General features: G+C 53.1%; 15 protein-coding genes. 11 read left to right on the top strand and 4 right to left on the bottom strand.

Annotation, left to right across the window (positions count from 1 at the left end; all coding sequences use genetic code 11):
* Positions 1–36: 36 nt before the first annotated feature.
* On the bottom strand, positions 37–1,926 hold the full coding sequence (locus JAO79_RS10080; RefSeq protein WP_199007121.1) for a methyl-accepting chemotaxis protein: 1,890 nt from the start codon (positions 1,924–1,926) through the stop codon (positions 37–39).
* Positions 1,927–2,113: 187 nt separating this feature from the next.
* Here JAO79_RS10080 and JAO79_RS10075 point away from each other — a divergent pair, with 187 nt between their 5' ends.
* The 3 genes from JAO79_RS10075 (at position 2,114) to JAO79_RS10065 (ending at position 4,838) form a co-directional block, all read left to right on the top strand.
* Positions 2,114–3,652: a bifunctional GNAT family N-acetyltransferase/carbon-nitrogen hydrolase family protein gene (locus JAO79_RS10075; RefSeq protein ID WP_199007120.1), complete on the top strand. Its 1,539-nt coding sequence runs from the start codon at positions 2,114–2,116 to the stop codon at positions 3,650–3,652.
* A 101-nt stretch (positions 3,653–3,753) separates the two neighbouring features.
* The gene (locus JAO79_RS10070; RefSeq protein ID WP_199007119.1) at positions 3,754–4,152 is read left to right on the top strand and encodes a hypothetical protein; all 399 of its coding nucleotides are present in this window, start codon (positions 3,754–3,756) and stop codon (positions 4,150–4,152) included.
* A gap of 41 nt (positions 4,153–4,193) precedes the next feature.
* On the top strand, positions 4,194–4,838 hold the full coding sequence (locus JAO79_RS10065; protein ID WP_199007118.1) for a helix-hairpin-helix domain-containing protein: 645 nt from the start codon (positions 4,194–4,196) through the stop codon (positions 4,836–4,838).
* Here the strand turns inward: JAO79_RS10065 and senB are convergent.
* On the bottom strand, positions 4,835–5,806 hold the full coding sequence (gene senB / locus JAO79_RS10060; protein ID WP_199007117.1) for a selenoneine biosynthesis selenosugar synthase SenB: 972 nt from the start codon (positions 5,804–5,806) through the stop codon (positions 4,835–4,837). The two genes, JAO79_RS10065 and senB, sit on opposite strands and share 4 nt — an antisense overlap.
* A 164-nt stretch (positions 5,807–5,970) precedes the next feature.
* Here senB and JAO79_RS10055 point away from each other — a divergent pair, with 164 nt between their 5' ends.
* The 4 genes from JAO79_RS10055 (at position 5,971) to JAO79_RS10040 (ending at position 9,724) form a co-directional block, all read left to right on the top strand.
* Positions 5,971–6,849, top strand: a complete 879-nt coding sequence (locus JAO79_RS10055; protein WP_199007116.1) for a putative selenate ABC transporter substrate-binding protein — start codon at positions 5,971–5,973, stop codon at positions 6,847–6,849.
* A complete protein-coding gene (locus JAO79_RS10050) occupies positions 6,849–7,499 on the top strand; it encodes an ATP-binding cassette domain-containing protein (protein ID WP_199007115.1) in 651 nt (216 codons plus the stop codon). Before JAO79_RS10055 ends, JAO79_RS10050 begins: the two co-directional genes overlap by 1 nt.
* 17 nt (positions 7,500–7,516) lie before the next feature.
* Positions 7,517–8,983, top strand: coding sequence for a PhnE/PtxC family ABC transporter permease (locus tag JAO79_RS10045; protein WP_199007114.1), 1,467 nt, complete (start codon positions 7,517–7,519; stop codon positions 8,981–8,983).
* Positions 8,984–9,139: 156 nt separating this feature from the next.
* Positions 9,140–9,724 (top strand): hypothetical protein, encoded by a 585-nt coding sequence (locus tag JAO79_RS10040; protein ID WP_199007113.1) that lies wholly within the window; start codon positions 9,140–9,142, stop codon positions 9,722–9,724.
* A gap of 51 nt (positions 9,725–9,775) precedes the next feature.
* On the opposite strand, the gene JAO79_RS10035 is transcribed toward JAO79_RS10040, so the two are convergent.
* The gene (locus JAO79_RS10035; protein WP_199007112.1) at positions 9,776–10,225 is read right to left on the bottom strand and encodes a hypothetical protein; all 450 of its coding nucleotides are present in this window, start codon (positions 10,223–10,225) and stop codon (positions 9,776–9,778) included.
* Between the two features lie 136 nt (positions 10,226–10,361).
* On the opposite strand from JAO79_RS10035, the gene JAO79_RS10030 reads away from it, so the two are divergent.
* From JAO79_RS10030 to JAO79_RS10020, 3 genes are read left to right on the top strand one after another with little or no spacing between them, the layout of a single operon-like run.
* Positions 10,362–11,282, top strand: coding sequence for an ABC transporter ATP-binding protein (locus JAO79_RS10030; RefSeq protein ID WP_199007111.1), 921 nt, complete (start codon positions 10,362–10,364; stop codon positions 11,280–11,282).
* Between the two features lie 24 nt (positions 11,283–11,306).
* Positions 11,307–12,068 carry an ABC transporter permease gene (locus JAO79_RS10025; RefSeq protein ID WP_199007110.1) on the top strand — a complete coding sequence of 254 codons (762 nt, stop codon included), beginning with the start codon at positions 11,307–11,309 and terminating at the stop codon, positions 12,066–12,068.
* Positions 12,065–12,568 (top strand): DUF192 domain-containing protein, encoded by a 504-nt coding sequence (locus tag JAO79_RS10020; RefSeq protein ID WP_199007109.1) that lies wholly within the window; start codon positions 12,065–12,067, stop codon positions 12,566–12,568. The genes JAO79_RS10025 and JAO79_RS10020 overlap by 4 nt, the downstream gene beginning before the upstream one ends.
* Here the strand turns inward: JAO79_RS10020 and JAO79_RS10015 are convergent, their stop codons facing one another.
* Positions 12,569–13,351: an enoyl-CoA hydratase gene (locus JAO79_RS10015; RefSeq protein ID WP_199007108.1), complete on the bottom strand. Its 783-nt coding sequence runs from the start codon at positions 13,349–13,351 to the stop codon at positions 12,569–12,571.
* A gap of 183 nt (positions 13,352–13,534) precedes the next feature.
* Between JAO79_RS10015 and JAO79_RS10010 the strand changes: the two genes are divergently transcribed.
* Positions 13,535–14,950: a hypothetical protein gene (locus tag JAO79_RS10010; protein ID WP_199007107.1), complete on the top strand. Its 1,416-nt coding sequence runs from the start codon at positions 13,535–13,537 to the stop codon at positions 14,948–14,950.
* Positions 14,951–15,006 lie beyond the last annotated feature (56 nt).

Genomic DNA, 15,006 nt, shown 5'->3' with positions numbered 1-15,006 from the left:
GAAAGCCATCCTTGGCCTGCCCGTTCATTCGTCCCATTAATCGACTTTAAATCGGCTCACTCTGTCGTTCAGGGTATGCCCGATGCGTTCAATATGGCTGCTGTACACATCGTTTTCGCTGGTAGCTTCCGCCGCCGACTGGCCTTGCTCGGCAATGCGCGTGATCGACGCATTCAGCTCTTCGGTAACAGACGTTTGCTCTTCTGATGCGGTTGCAATCTGCGAGGTCATCTGACTGATTGACGTAATGGCTTCAGCTATCCGGTTCAATGACTCCATCGCATCCTGAGCTTTTTCCATACTCACATTGGATACCGCGGTAGAGGCTTTCATCACATCAACCGCATCGTTGGCACCGGTCTGAAGGCGCTCGATCATGTTGTTAATTTCCTCTGTGGAAGCACGGGTGCGCTGAGCAAGATTGCGCACTTCATCCGCAACCACCGCGAATCCACGCCCTGCTTCGCCGGCACGGGCCGCCTCAATGGCAGCGTTCAACGCAAGCAGGTTGGTTTGCTCGGCAATGCCTTGGATCACTTCAAGAACCGTAGTGATCGAAGAAACATCCTGACCGAGCTTATCGATGACCTCAGCCGCTGCCGTAATCTCGTGGGATAATTTCTGCACTGCGTCCCGGGAGGCCGCTACGGTTTCCCGGGAACCAAGGCTTTCATGGTCAGCCTGTTCGGCCGCTTCCGCCGTCTGCTGTGCGCTCTGGGCAATTTCATTCGCCGCGGCAGACATCTCGTTAATGGCGGTAGCCACCATGTTGATTTCGCCTTGCTGCCCTTCCACGCTGTTGCGACTGTTGCTGGAGGTTTGTCGCAGCGAGGTCACATTCTGAGACAACTCTTCGCTGCCTTCTTTCACTTCACTAACAACCTGCTGGATGTTGGATACAAACGTATTGAAGTTGCTTGCAAGCAAGCCGAATTCGTCACTGCCACTGTCATCAAGGCGCTGGGTAAGGTCGGCATCGCCGGATGCGATATCGGCCATGGCATCGTTCAACCTGCGTACCGGTGCCATCAATGCACGAATGCTGAAGTGCAGGATGATGAGCGCCAGGATCAAGCCAACGATGGCAATGGCCAGACTGGTGATTCGGGCGTCTACAACCGGCTGGGTGATTTGGTCCCAGTTCACCACTGAACCAATGTACCAATCCACACCCCGGGCATCAGAAATCGGAAAGAACGCGACACTCCACTCGGTGCCGTCCTGTTCGTATCGCTTGGGAGTGCCATCTTTTGCGGGCGCATAGCCCAGGAAATCTCGTGCAGACTTACCGATCAGAGACTCATCAGGATGAAACAGGATGGTTCCGTCACCGTCCATTAACATGGCGTAGCCAGCGTCACCCAGAGTGATAGCAGCCAGCAGATCCTGGATCACATTGAGGCTGATATCCATGCCGGCCACGCCTTCAAAATTCCCGGAAGACACCGGTGCGATGGCCGAGATCAAAGTCTCGCCAGTTTGCGCGTCCTGATAGATGCCAGTGAAGGATGCTCTGCCTTCCGCGCGCGCCTGCTTGAACCAGGGGCGCTCCCTCGGATCAAAGCTGGCACCCAAGCCCTGCTCTGATGCCAAAGACCGCATCATCATCCGGCCATCCGTGGTGCCTACGTAAACATCTTTTGCGTTCCCGCCTTCCGTCATCGTGTTCAGCAGCAGGCGCGCCTGCTCTTCTGTTTCGATGCTAGTCAGACCCTTCGCCGTTGCACTGGTCATATCCAGACGGGTATTCAGCCAGCCCGCAATGCTAGCGGTGCTTTGCTCAATGGCCCCATCTAACATGGCAAACACATACGTGTTTGTGGTTTTCTGAATCTGACGATCAGAAGTAAAGGTAAATACAGCCATGATGACGGCGATCAGAACGCCGACAGCAACCAGTAACTTCTGGCCGAATGAAAGTTGCACGATGAAAGCTCCTTCAGGGAATAAGCGGTGCGCGAGTTTAATCCAGTTGTCTGCAAGCCACAGTTACCAAGTGTATCGGCGGCCACCTGCGGTTCTTTAGGTGAACGTGTAGGTGCCTGCATACTCTGCTAATATTCGACGCACCACCGTCTTTAGCCGATGCGTACACCCAACGGAGAGAGCTTGCATGGCCCACGAAGATTTACACCTGAATCTGCGAAACCTCACCCTCGATGATTACAGCGAATTACAGGCATTGATGGACGATGTTTATGACGACATCGGCGGGGCATGGCCGAAAGACACCATCAAAACCTTGGTTGAGCAATTTCCGGACGGTCAGGTTTGTATTGAGGAAAGCGGGAAACTGGTGGCCGTTGCGCTTACCGTATGCGTAAAGTATGAACGATTCAGCAACCCTCACGCCTACGACGACCTGATTCTTCGTAATGAAAAAATCTGGCACAACCCCAACGGGGATTCGTTATACGGGCTGGACGTTTTTATTCATCCGGAATACCGCGGTTACCGTCTGGGGCGTCGCCTGTATGAGGCACGCAAAGAACTCTGCCGTTCTATGAATCTTCGGGCCATTCTTGCGGGTGGTCGCATCCCGAACTATTTCAAGTATGCCGATCAATACACACCGGAAGAGTACATTCAGCGGGTAGACCGAAAGGAAATTTACGATCCGATTCTGAGCTTCCAGCTTTCCAACGATTTCCAGGTTACCCGGTTAATGCACAAGTACCTGCCGGAGGATGAAAAATCGCTGGGCTATGCCACGCTGCTTGAGTGGCGAAACATTCTCTATCTACCCCCCACTTCGGTTCTGGACGTAAAGAAAACGCAGGTTCGTATGGGGGCGGTTCAGTGGCAAATGCGGGAATTTACGTCGGTTGATGAAGTACTCAAACAGGTGGAGTACTTTGTTGATGCACTGTCCGATTACAAAAGTGACTTCGCATTGTTCCCGGAATTTTTCAATGCGCCCTTGATGGGACTGACCGACCAGCTGGATCAAACTAGGGCCATCCGTTTTCTGGCGGGCTTTACCGAGCAGTTCCGAAATGAAATGTCGGATATGGCGGTCAGCTACAACATCAATATCATCACCGGTTCTATGCCCCTGATTGAGGATGACCGGGTGTACAACGTTTCTTACTTGTGCCACCGGGATGGCCGTGTTGATGAACAGCGTAAAATCCATATCACCCCGCATGAGCGCCGCGATTGGGTGATCGAGGGCGGTCACGAGTTTGAAGTATTTGAGACCGATGCTGGCAGAGTTGCCATCCTCATCTGTTACGACATTGAGTTCCCGGAGCTCGGCCGGATTGCCGCCGAAAAGGAAGTGGATATTATCTGTGTGCCCTTCTGGACCGATACCAAAAACGGCTACCTAAGAGTGCGGCATTGCGCGCAGGCTCGTGCGATTGAAAACGAATGCTATGTGGTTATCACCGGCAGCGTTGGTAACTTGCCGAAGGTGGAGAATCTGGACGTTCAATATGCCCAGTCATCCGTGTTTTCGCCGTCAGATTTTGCCTTCCCGCACGACGCAGTAATGGCAGAGACAACGCCCAACACAGAAATGATCATGTTTTCCGACATGGATCTCGACAAACTCAAGTTGGTCCGTAACGAGGGTTCGGTGACCAATCTATTGGATCGTCGCGTAGATCTGTATCAAATCAAAACACGAAAACCAGCGTTAGAATCTTAAACAGGGAGAAATGGGTGTCATTGCCAAACGGACCCAGTCCGTCTATTGTTCAAAATACACCCATTTCAAGTGATCGCAATTAAGAACAGAGAACAGGTTTCATGAAGAGCGCATTACCCGATCTTGTCGCCCACTTCCGTTATCGGCATGGTTTCTTCCGTCGAGAAGAGGTGCATGCGCGGTTGTACGAGCTGGACAGCTTTGGATGCGTGATGAAAACCGATAAACCGTTCGAACCTGGCGATACGGTCACGCTTGACCTTGTGATGAAAATGCCCCTCGATGACATTTGTGCCAAGGGCATATCCGGCCTGGTTACCGAGAAGAGAAAACACTGTAGCAACTTCTTCTACTCGATTGATTTCATTCAACCTGATGCGAATGAAAACTCTCAGTTAAGCGAAAAACTACGGCGCATCCGGGAGGTGCTTTATAAAAAGCAAACCCTGAGATCACGCAGAGCTGCTGGCCCATCTACCTGGTCACGGCAAACAGCCTGAATCGTTTTCTAACAAAGCCTATCCCGCAAGGAGACAGCCTGATGGCAAAGAAATCCAAGCCAAGCATCGAATCAATCGTTAAGTCAGTGAATAAAGAATTTGATAAAGCATCCACGCAGATTGAAGGCTTGATCAACGATGCCCTCAAACAGCTGGATCACCTGCAAAGCCAGGTTCAGGAACCGGTTCGCAAACTGCTGAAAGAAGTCGAAGAACTGCGAGAGCGTGAAATTGGACGCTTTAACGACGAGCTGGAACGTCGGATGAATGATTTCCACGAGCTGCAAACCAGCTTGCTGGAAAAACTCGGTATCGCTTCTAAAGAGGTGGAAACCGACGTTAAAAAGGCCGCAAAGACAACAGCCAAAAAAGCGAAGAGCGCAGCGAAAACAGCCAAACCTGCCGCTAAGAAGCCAGCGGCGAAACCCGCTGCGAAAAAGGCCCCTGCTAAGAAGCCGGCTGCCAAAAAACCTGCGGCCAAGAAAGCTGCCAAGCCAGCCGACAAATCCGACCTGACGCAGGTTAAAGGTATCGGCCCTGCAACCGCCAAAAAAATGAAAGATGCCGGCATCACATCGATTGAACAAATCGCCAACCCTAGCGATGCCGACAAGAAAAAGCTGGAAGCCTTCAAGAGTGTTAAGGGCTTCGATAATCTGTCAAATGAAGCGAAGAAAGTCCTTTAACTGTCTGCACTGACAACGAGCGCCAGAGCCTTTTCCAGACTCTGGCGTTCTTGTTCAGGCTGGAAGGTTTCGGCCAGCTCGACCACCCTCCTCTTCAACTCCGCCAAAAACTCTCTATCATTTTCAGCTCGAGCCATCAGATCGGCCAGGGTGTGATCATCTTTTGCGGGGAAATAGCCCGGATAGTCATCGCCCAGCAGCCCTCGATTGCCCGGAATATCCGACGCGAGTATTGGTAACTCGGCACGACAGGCTTCAGAAATTACATTCGCACCGCCTTCCATAACCGAGCTGATGACCATGACACTGCTAACCGCAATCAAGGTTTCCAGTTCGGGGCGATTCAGCTCCCCTAACCAATGGAAGCGAGGATTGCTTTGGCTTTCCTTCAACGCCAACTCCCGCCATTCGTCGTTGTGGGGCTTCCCGGCACAAGACACAATGATGTTTGAGTCTTCGGGCAGGTGGCGGCTGGCAATGGCTGCTCTCAAAGAATCCTTTTCATCACGAAGATGCCCCAGCACACAAATATGAAACTGCCCGGGTTCCATTCGGGATCCGCCGAATACATCCGGTTGGTCAGCCGACTGGCGCAACGTTAGTAACTTGTCTGCGTAGCGTTCCGGAATATCCTGTGCGACTAGATCGTGCAAGCCAATCAGTAGATCTGAAAGATCCATCGACTCGTAAGTGACTTCAGGGTATTCGTGCTGGTGGTAGTAGATGTCGGTGCCGGTAAGCACCACAATTAAAGGTGTTTCCGGCCAGTCGGCCTTGAACGCTTTTATAGGTTCCGAGCTGCGCCACGCATGAAGAGCGATGAACAGATCGCATGGCGCTCCCTGATACTCCGTTTCAACTTTAACCTGATGCCCGGATTGCTCAAGCAATCGCTGCCATCGCATTGCGGTTGCTCGGTTGCCAGCTTTGGAATCCGGCCCTGCCGGGGTAATAATGATGATATTCATAATCGCCACGTTCGGAGGTTTCAAAGATTCTGCATGGCGAGATGCGTTAGGTAAAGTATTGACGTGGAAAGCGGTTCATCAAACGCATAATTCAAGGTATCCTGAAACGGATATTGGCACCCGCCTTTCCCTCGCTGATCTGAAATAACAAAGGAATGAATTCCATGGCGATGAAACAATTGCGCAAGTGGTTAGCCACTGGCCTTATCTCAATGTTTGTGTTTTCAGCAGCTCAAGCAGAAACCTTCATTTTTACCGCAATCCCCGACGAAGACGAAACCAAGTTGGTTGAGCGCTTTCAGGGCGTAGCCGATTACCTTGAAGAAAAGCTGGACGTAGAAGTTCGCTACATCCCGGTGAAGTCCTATGCCGCAGCGGTATCGGCGTTCCGCAACAATCAAGTGCAGCTGGCGTGGTTTGGCGGCCTTTCCGGTGTTCAGGCACGCCGACTGGTTGATGGCTCCGAAGCGATTGCGCAAGGTGTAGAAGACGAAGCCTTCGAGACGTATTTCATCGCCAATACCGAAACCGGTATCGAGCCTTCCGATTCACTGGAAAGTCTTGAGGAACAGCTTCGTGGAAAAACCTTCACCTTTGGTTCCAAAGGTTCCACGTCCGGGCGCTTGATGCCGGAATTCTACATTCGCGATACCTTCGACGAAGCCCCCGACTCGGTATTTTCTCGCGTTGGTTTCAGCGGCAACCACACCCGTACGCTGCGTCTGGTTGAAGCTGGCACCTATCAAGTTGGTGCGCTGAACTTTCAGGTTTGGGAGAAAGAACTGGCCAACGGCAACATCGATACCGATGCCGTTCAGGTGATTTGGAAAACACCGGCCTACCCTGACTACCAGTGGACCATTCGTGGCGACGTTAACGAAACCTTCGGAGAAGGCTTCAAAGACCGTGTAACCAATGCGCTCCTGGAACTGGACGATCCTGCTCTGCTTGAAAGCTTTCCCCGGTCCGGATTCATTCCAGCGTCCAACGACGATTACGAACCAATCCGTAAGACGGCCGTTAACATTGGAATCCTGGATTAATGTCAGAGGTTGATTTTCATGGCCTGACAGCCAGTTTTGAAGGACAGCGGGTGATAGGCCCGTTGTCTCTTCACATCAACGAAGGTGAACACATTGCCTTGGTCGGCAAAAGTGGCGCGGGTAAATCAACACTGATTAACGTGTTATACGAACGGCTGCAACAGAAAGCGTCGCTCATACCGCAAGGCCTGGGGCTGGTAAACGCACTGCCGGTGTTCCACAACGTGTTTATCGGCCAGCTCGACCAACATCCAACCTGGTACAACACCCTGACGTTGATGCGCCCCTTCTCGAAGGACAAAAATGCGGTCAAAACCCTGCTGGACGAACTTTCGATTTCCGAGAAGCTTTGGATACCGGCGGCCGCTTTGTCGGGTGGTCAACGCCAACGGGTAGCCATTGCCCGCTCACTTTATCGCCAAGCGCCTATACTGTTAGCCGACGAACCTATTTCGGCCCTGGATGGTCCTATGGCCCATGCCGCTATGAAGTTACTGACCGGCCGCTTTGCGACCAGTATTGTTGCACTGCACGATGTGGAGATGGCACTTGCTTACTGCGACCGGATTATTGGCATTCAAGACGGCCAGATAGCGCTGGATGAACCCGCTGCCAATTTGGTAGCGTCAGACATCGCTTCGATTTACTGACTGGCCCATCACTATTCATGTTCGCCTACCCGACCGTCCGCACTAGCTTCATCTTTCTGGCAATCGCCATAGCCGGTTTGTTGGTGGCTGACATTGCCATTACCACGGCAAACCCCTGGCAGGATTTAGGCCGGCTGTTCTGGGGCATCGTAACGCCTAATTTCTTCAGCACCGAAGGGTTACTGACAGCACTGCTTCGCACGGTCGCGTTTGCCTTTGTCGGCGTGGCCCTGGGCAGCGTATGCGGATTCGCGCTCTCGCTGGTATACCGGTTCTTACCCGTGCGCATGTTCTGCGCGTTCATACGCTCTATCCATGAACTGTTCTGGGCGCTGATCTTTCTTCAGTTTTTCGGTTTTCACCCGCTTACCGGTGTGCTGGCCATCGCCATTCCTTATGCCGGCATTTTTGCCAAAGTGTATTCGGAGATCTTCGAAGAATCAGACCCGGAGCCGGGTCGACTGCTGCCGCCCGGCACAACGGCGATCTCCGCGTTTCTCTACACCAAAATTCCCGACTGCTGGGTACAGCTGCGTACCTACACCGCCTATCGCCTTGAATGCGGCATGCGCTCTTCGGCCATTCTCGGGTTTGTTGGCCTGCCCACGCTCGGCTTTTATCTGGAGTCATCCTTTTCCCAAGGCCTGTATTCCGATGCCGGCGCCATGCTTGTGCTGTTTTACGTTCTGATTGCCACTATGCCTCTTTGGGTTCGCCCCAAGCTTCTTCCGGCTTATGTACTGGCAGCACCGTTTTTCCTGGGTGATGGCATGCCCATCATTTGGGGCAACGTAAAAAGGTTCTTCACTGAAGACATTGTTCCGGCACCCATCCGCAACGGTGAGGGATTCATCGGGCTATCCGAATGGATGGCCGATGTCTGGGTCAGCGAGGCGTTGCCCGGCATATGGAATACAGTCGTTCTCACCCAGATTGCTCTGGTCGCCACCGGCATCCTGTCGCTGCTGGCTTTCCCACTTATTTCCAGGCACTTTGGCGGGCCGGTCCGGCGTACATCGGGTCATATTTTTCTGGTTATCGCCCGCTCCACGCCGGAATACATCCTCGCGTATATTCTGCTGCAGCTTTGGGGGCCTTCCATGCTCCCGGCGGTAGTCGCGCTGGCGCTGCATAATGGCGGTATTATTGGCCACCTGATTGGCCGGCAAACCAATACCATTGAGCTGCGTCCGGATGCGCCTACCGGCCTGTCACGTTACAGCTGGGAACTGCTTCCCCGTGTATACCGCTCTTTTCTGGCGTTTCTGTTTTACCGGTGGGAAATCATCATGCGGGAGACCGCCATTCTGGGTATCCTGGGCATCTACACACTGGGCTTCTATGTAGACAGTGCTATCCAGAACATTCGCTTTGACCGGGCAATGGTCCTGATATTGATCACCGCGCTACTCAACATTGGCGTGGACGCACTCGGCCGTTACATTCGACGAAAGCTCGCCCTCAAAACCATGCCTACCTGCTGAAATTCCCAAACCCGTTGGGACAAGCGTCACAGATCAACAAGTCCGAGCGCAATCCGCCGCGAACTGTGGAACGGGTTGCACCGGGCATCCGTTACTCAATGTTACACTCGCCGCCATCAAGCAACGCATCAACAATGCTTTCAGGAACTTAGCGCAATGGCTTACGGAGTGGTGGCAATAACTCAAATCGGACTTCTGTTATTGCTCGGCTTGTTAGTGGTGCGGATGTACCGTTTAAGTCGTCACGAGTTTGCTGAGCCTCAGGGCCTTACTTCATTCACTAACCGTGATTGCCTGCCGCCATCAGGCAAACGCCCCCGCTCCCCGGCGAAACCACCTGCTACTATCGCTCTGGACCGTGCTGATTTGTGCTCAAAGCTGCATATACTGGCGGGTTTGCAGGAGCGGGATTGCCAATTGAAGGGGTTGGCGTTAGCGGAAGCGCCGCCGGCTGTGCGGGCATACGCCACCGCCTGGCTCTATGGCGCCAGCTGTTCCTTATGCCCCAAGCCCGCGCGCCACACCGACGGATTAATCGCTATTGTTGCGGGAATTGCCAGCCGAAAAACCGGCATGCGCCAATCGGAAGCGATGCAAACCATTGCCACGCTAACATCCAGCAACATCTTGCTGGCCTGTTATCGGGCTGGACTTGACGGTGCAAAATTCTGGGAAGACCACCACCACGTAACCGCCTCCTCCAGCTTGTATGAAGCCGTTACCAGCAATGCCTTTATCTGAACCGGTTTGACTCCCCGGCAATACCGCGCCAGCCAAGTATCACAATATGAGTTACATCTTCGCCTGAAAGTACAAGACCGGGGACTCAGTTCCCAATGGTTGCTGCCCGCTTTGCAGATCAACCTGCCATACCATCTCCGACCCGGTTGCACATAAAGGCGCATCGAACTCTGCGCGAAACTGGGTGGAAGACTGCCGCTGCAACGGCACAGGATACTCGCCCATGTACATCGAACGCCCACGCAACACGGCGAGAAAGCGATCAGGGGCACTTGGGGTTTCGACAACCAGCTCGTAGCGGTGCGCTCCCATACTGACGAGCTGCGGCTTCAGACTAACCTGCCACTGGCCTTCCGGTGTGGTCCAGCTGCATGGGCCAGCCAAAAGATCACATTCCGGGCGTGCCACATCCTCGCCGGTATCATCGGCATGTTGCAGTGCCCAGAACGCTATTCCAATAACCGCGATCAGAAAACCGGACACACCTAAAACACGTAACATCTTCAGCCTCAGTTTGTATGCAAGCCCACATTATGGGGATATGTGCGCACAAGGCAAAGGTTTCTAAACTGCCGCCACCATGAGAAAATGTGCGGCTTTCTGGTTTGAGTCACCCACATAAACAGGACACATCGCCGTGCAGCCGGATATCTCCATAAAGAACCTGAACAAGATTTATGAAGGTGGTTTTCAGGCGCTCAATGATATCAATCTGGACATCTACCCGGGTGAAATTTTTGCCCTGCTCGGCCCGAACGGTGCCGGCAAAACAACGCTGATCTCTATTATCTGTGGCATCGTGAACAAATCCAGCGGGCACGCGACCGCTGCCGGCTACGACATCGTTAAAGAATATCGCAAAGCCCGAGAAGCCATCGGCCTGGTCCCACAGGAGTTGAATACCGACTCGTTCGAAACGGTATGGCATGCGGTTTCTTTCAGCCGCGGGCTATTTGGCAAGGCCCCGAAACCCAGCCACATCGAGAAAGTACTGAAAGATCTGTCGTTGTGGGATAAACGGGATAACCGAATTATGTCCCTCTCCGGCGGTATGAAGCGCCGTGTGATGATTGCCAAGGCCTTGTCCCACGAACCCCGCATTCTGTTTCTGGACGAGCCCACCGCAGGGGTGGATGTGGAACTGCGCCGCGACATGTGGGAGATGGTACGAAAACTCCGCGAGAACGGCACCACCGTGATTCTGACCACCCATTACATCGAAGAAGCCGAAGAAATGGCCGACCGCATCGGCGTAATTCGCCAGGGTCAGATCATTCTGGTGGAGGAAAAAGACCGCCTGATGTCCAAGCTGGGCAAGAAAGAACTGCGCCTTCATCTGCAAAACAAACTTGAAGCCGTACCCGGAGAACTGACGCTCGAACCTGTAGAACTGTCGGAAGACGGCTACCAACTGATTTATACCTTCGACTCCCAGCAGCAACAGGCAGGCGTTGCCCGGCTACTGCGCACCCTGGGTGATTTGGGCATCGAGTACCGTGATCTTCAAACACGAGAAAGCTCGCTGGAAGAGATTTTTGTTGGCCTAGTTAACGAGTAAAACCGCGCCCGCACGGAGATAGAAATGAATTTGTACGGTGTTAAAGCAATTTATAAGTTTGAAATGGCGCGTATGCGGCGCACGCTGATGCAAAGCGTGCTGTCGCCAGTGATCTCCACTTGCCTGTATTTCGTGGTGTTCGGTTCGGCCATCGGTTCCCGCATGGGTGATATCGACAGCATCAGCTACGGAGCTTACATCATCCCCGGCCTTGTCATGCTTTCGCTGCTGATGCAGAGCATTTCCAACGCCTCTTTCGGGATTTACATGCCGAAATTTTCCGGCACCATTTACGAAGTTCTGTCTGCACCGGTGTCCTATTTTGAAATCGTATTGGGCTATGTCGGCGCAGCGGCTACCAAATCAGTTTTGCTTGGTTTGATCATCCTGGCTACCGCCCGGTTGTTCGTTGACTACTCGGTTCTGCACCCGTTCTGGATGGTAGCCTTTCTCTCGCTGACCGCCGTTACGTTCAGTTTGTTCGGGTTCATCATTGGTATCTGGGCGGATGGATTCGAGAAGCTGCAGATTGTACCCATGATGATCGTAACCCCACTCGTTTTTCTGGGCGGCACCTTTTACTCCATCGATATGCTGCCTGAAATCTGGCAAACCATTAGCCTCTTCAACCCGGTTGTGTATCTTATCAGCGGCTTCCGCTGGGCGTTTTACGGCGTTTCAGACGTTCACATTGGCGTGAGTGTGGGCATGACTCTGATGTTCCTTGCCATGTGTCTGACGACCATTTGGTGGATCTTCAAAACCGGTTATCGCTTGCGTTCATGAAGATCTTTACCGCTTTAATTCCCGTCTGCGCAATGGCTTTGGCGGGCTGTGGCGCTGCTGAAGCCGGTAAAACCACCGCACCGCTTGAACTACCACAGGCTCAAGCCTGTTTTTTGAGTGGTGGTTCGCAGTACCCGATCACCGTTGAAATCGCCAGCACCTCCGAAGAACGCCAGAAAGGCCTGATGGGCCGGCGCAATCTTGGTGATAACGCCGGGATGGTGTTCGAATACCCCGAAGACCGCCCTGCCCGCTATGGCTTCTGGATGTACAAAACCCTGATACCGCTCGACATCGCCTTTCTGGATGAACACGGCGTGATCGTCAGCATCCGTCATATGCTGCCTTGCACTTCCTCGCGCAGCTCAGACTGCCCGATTTATCCGGCCGGCAAACCGTTCAGGAATGCCGTGGAAGTGAATGCCGGTTACTTCGAAACACACGGCATTGACGAAGGCGACAGGCTCGTTTGGCCCTCTGAGGGCGTCTGTCCATCCTGATCATTCGTGGCGCCATTCTGGCTGGCGCTTATCCAAAAAGGCAGAGATGCCTTCTTTGGCATCGTTCGAAACCACGTTGCTGGCCATTACCTCTGCGGTGTATTCGTAGGCTTCATTAAGTGGCATTTCCAATTGGCGATAGAAGGCCGTTTTGCCCACGTTCAGGGTGTGGGCGGATTTTCCGGCAATGGTTGCCGCCATGGCGTAAACCGTTTCATCCAGCAATGCGGGCTCCACCACCCGGTTAACCAACCCGATGCGCTCTGCCCGATCGGCATCGATCATGTCACCGGTTAGCAGCATCTCCATGGCATGTTTGCGAGACACATTACGGGACAGCGCTACCATCGGTGTGGAACAGAACAAACCAATGTTCACGCCCGGTGTCGCGAAGCGCGCTCCGGCTTCCGCAACCGCCAGATCACAGCTGGCCACCAGCTGACAGCCAGCCGCCGTGGCCACGCCTGCCACCCGGGCGATCACTGGTTGTGGCAGGTTAACGATTTGCTGCATCACTTCACTGCATTTCTCGAACAGCTTTTTTTGAAACGCGTAGCTGTCAAACTGACTACGAATCTCTTTAAGATCGTGGCCAGCACAAAAAACATGGCCCGCTGCCGACAGCACAACCACTCGGGACGATGCATTCCTCGCAATATCCGAAAGCGCATCACCCAATACGGTGAGCATGTCCAGCGAGAGACTGTTGCGCCGCTCCGGCTGATTTAGTGTCAACGTTGTGATGCCTTGTTCATCGGTGTTGATTGTCAGCAACTCTGCCATATCGAGATCTCCGAACCGCTTAATTATTAGGATGCGCCCAGTATCAGACAACTTGCTACGACTGTCGAATACTAGCGGCAACACGAGGTTTTCCTATACTCTAAGACGTAGCTATATCTTTGAAAAATCGCCGGATTCACCAAGTTATATCCAAAAGCGTGCCTTGGTTGTTGGGAGAGCAATGTGTTTTTGATGAAACGCAAAGGGAATCATCGCCTGCAGCTGACTCGCACTGTGTCAGAACCGGGGCGCTATCAGGTAGACCTGTATCTGTTCACCCCCCATGAAGACAGCCTGACGTCCTGGACGCTCTCAGAACAGCAGTTTCTGTTTACCTCCATCGAGCATCGGTTCAGTTTGCTCGGCCTGCCAGAGCAGGACCGCATCGGCAAATCCAACCATGCATTCGCCCTGCTCTCTCCCCACTACGAAATCACCTTCGGCTCCTGGCTGTTTCAGTATCGCGCCTCCATGGAGCGGCTGCGCCAGCAAATTGAAAGTAGTGGCCTGAGTGTGGATCTGATCAAACGCGCCCTGCGCCTAAGCCGTAACTTCGCCCAACGTTTACGCAACTCTTCCCCAGCCAAAAGCAGCCAGCAGCGCTATTACCGCCTGGCAGACATTTATTACTCCTGGCATACCGAACAGTTTTTTCTGGAATGCCTGGCAATGGAAGATTTTGACGAGCTGGGTGAAGAGATTCGGGCGTCTGTCATCGAGTTTCTCGAACGAGAATACCAACACCGCAAGGAACACGAATACAAAAGCAGTTTCAAAGGCGATGCCACGCGGGTATGGAACCGAATGGGTCTTTACCACCGCCTGCTTGAGTACCCGGTACTACTCCGGCCAAAAGTCATCGAGCTGGGCGAAGGCACCCGCAAAATGGTAAAGGCCGTTTCAACCACACTCATTATGGCGCTGTTTACCTACATCTTGTTCAACACCCGCACCATCAGCGAGCAGCTTTCGCTCAGCCTGTTGTTCGGCATTGCGCTCATTTACGCTGTTCGGGATCTGCTGCGCGACGACATGATAACGGCCATCACCCGCTGGCTCCGTAAAGGCAAACCCCGTTGGAAGATTCGGCTGTTAACGCCATACACCAACAAACCGTTCGCCGGCAAACGCGTGTGGCTGGATTATCGAAAACGTGCAGATTTGCCCAAGCAAGTAAAAGAAAGCTCCGGCAAATGGGTAACGAACGAAGCGCAACAAATCGTGTGCTACCGCTCGGTTACCTACTTTGATCACTCGGCGCTGGAAAAGAGCCACCTGCAGGAACGCCTGAGCCTGGATTGCGATGCCCTGTGTGAAATGATTCAGCCCACAACCAACAAGCTGTACGCCTGGAGCGAAAAAGACGATCTCACCTCCAAGATCAAAGCGCATCCCATTGAAAAACAGCACGACTACGACCTGCTTCTGGTGTATTCCCAGCCCGGCCAACAACACCTGTCTGCACAACGCTGGAGCTTGCGATTAAGCAGCAGTGGCATCGTGGAATGCGAGAAGAAAAAGGCGAACTGGCCTAAGCCGGAAGATGAGCAAAAAGCGGATAACAAGAAAAACACAAGCAGGAGTAAAGATGAAAATTGACGCGAAGGTAATTAGCAGCTGCGAAACGTGTAGCGAAAGCATACAATAAAGCGGTA

Source organism: Marinobacter litoralis (assembly GCF_016427555.1).
Taxonomy (GTDB): Bacteria; Pseudomonadota; Gammaproteobacteria; order Pseudomonadales; family Oleiphilaceae; genus Marinobacter; species Marinobacter litoralis_A.
This window is presented reverse-complemented; position numbering and strand designations above follow the sequence as displayed.

Coding starts and splice junctions, on each gene's coding strand:
- JAO79_RS10035 (WP_199007112.1), bottom strand. CDS start 10,225: ATGTTACGTGTTTTAGGTGTGTCCGGTTTTCTGATCGCGGTTATTGGA.
- JAO79_RS10050 (WP_199007115.1), top strand. CDS start 6,849: ATGTCAGAGGTTGATTTTCATGGCCTGACAGCCAGTTTTGAAGGACAG.
- JAO79_RS10070 (WP_199007119.1), top strand. CDS start 3,754: ATGAAGAGCGCATTACCCGATCTTGTCGCCCACTTCCGTTATCGGCAT.
- JAO79_RS10055 (WP_199007116.1), top strand. CDS start 5,971: ATGGCGATGAAACAATTGCGCAAGTGGTTAGCCACTGGCCTTATCTCA.
- JAO79_RS10075 (WP_199007120.1), top strand. CDS start 2,114: ATGGCCCACGAAGATTTACACCTGAATCTGCGAAACCTCACCCTCGAT.
- JAO79_RS10065 (WP_199007118.1), top strand. CDS start 4,194: ATGGCAAAGAAATCCAAGCCAAGCATCGAATCAATCGTTAAGTCAGTG.
- JAO79_RS10020 (WP_199007109.1), top strand. CDS start 12,065: ATGAAGATCTTTACCGCTTTAATTCCCGTCTGCGCAATGGCTTTGGCG.
- JAO79_RS10025 (WP_199007110.1), top strand. CDS start 11,307: ATGAATTTGTACGGTGTTAAAGCAATTTATAAGTTTGAAATGGCGCGT.
- JAO79_RS10015 (WP_199007108.1), bottom strand. CDS start 13,351: ATGGCAGAGTTGCTGACAATCAACACCGATGAACAAGGCATCACAACG.
- JAO79_RS10040 (WP_199007113.1), top strand. CDS start 9,140: ATGGCTTACGGAGTGGTGGCAATAACTCAAATCGGACTTCTGTTATTG.
- senB (WP_199007117.1), bottom strand. CDS start 5,806: ATGAATATCATCATTATTACCCCGGCAGGGCCGGATTCCAAAGCTGGC.
- JAO79_RS10045 (WP_199007114.1), top strand. CDS start 7,517: ATGTTCGCCTACCCGACCGTCCGCACTAGCTTCATCTTTCTGGCAATC.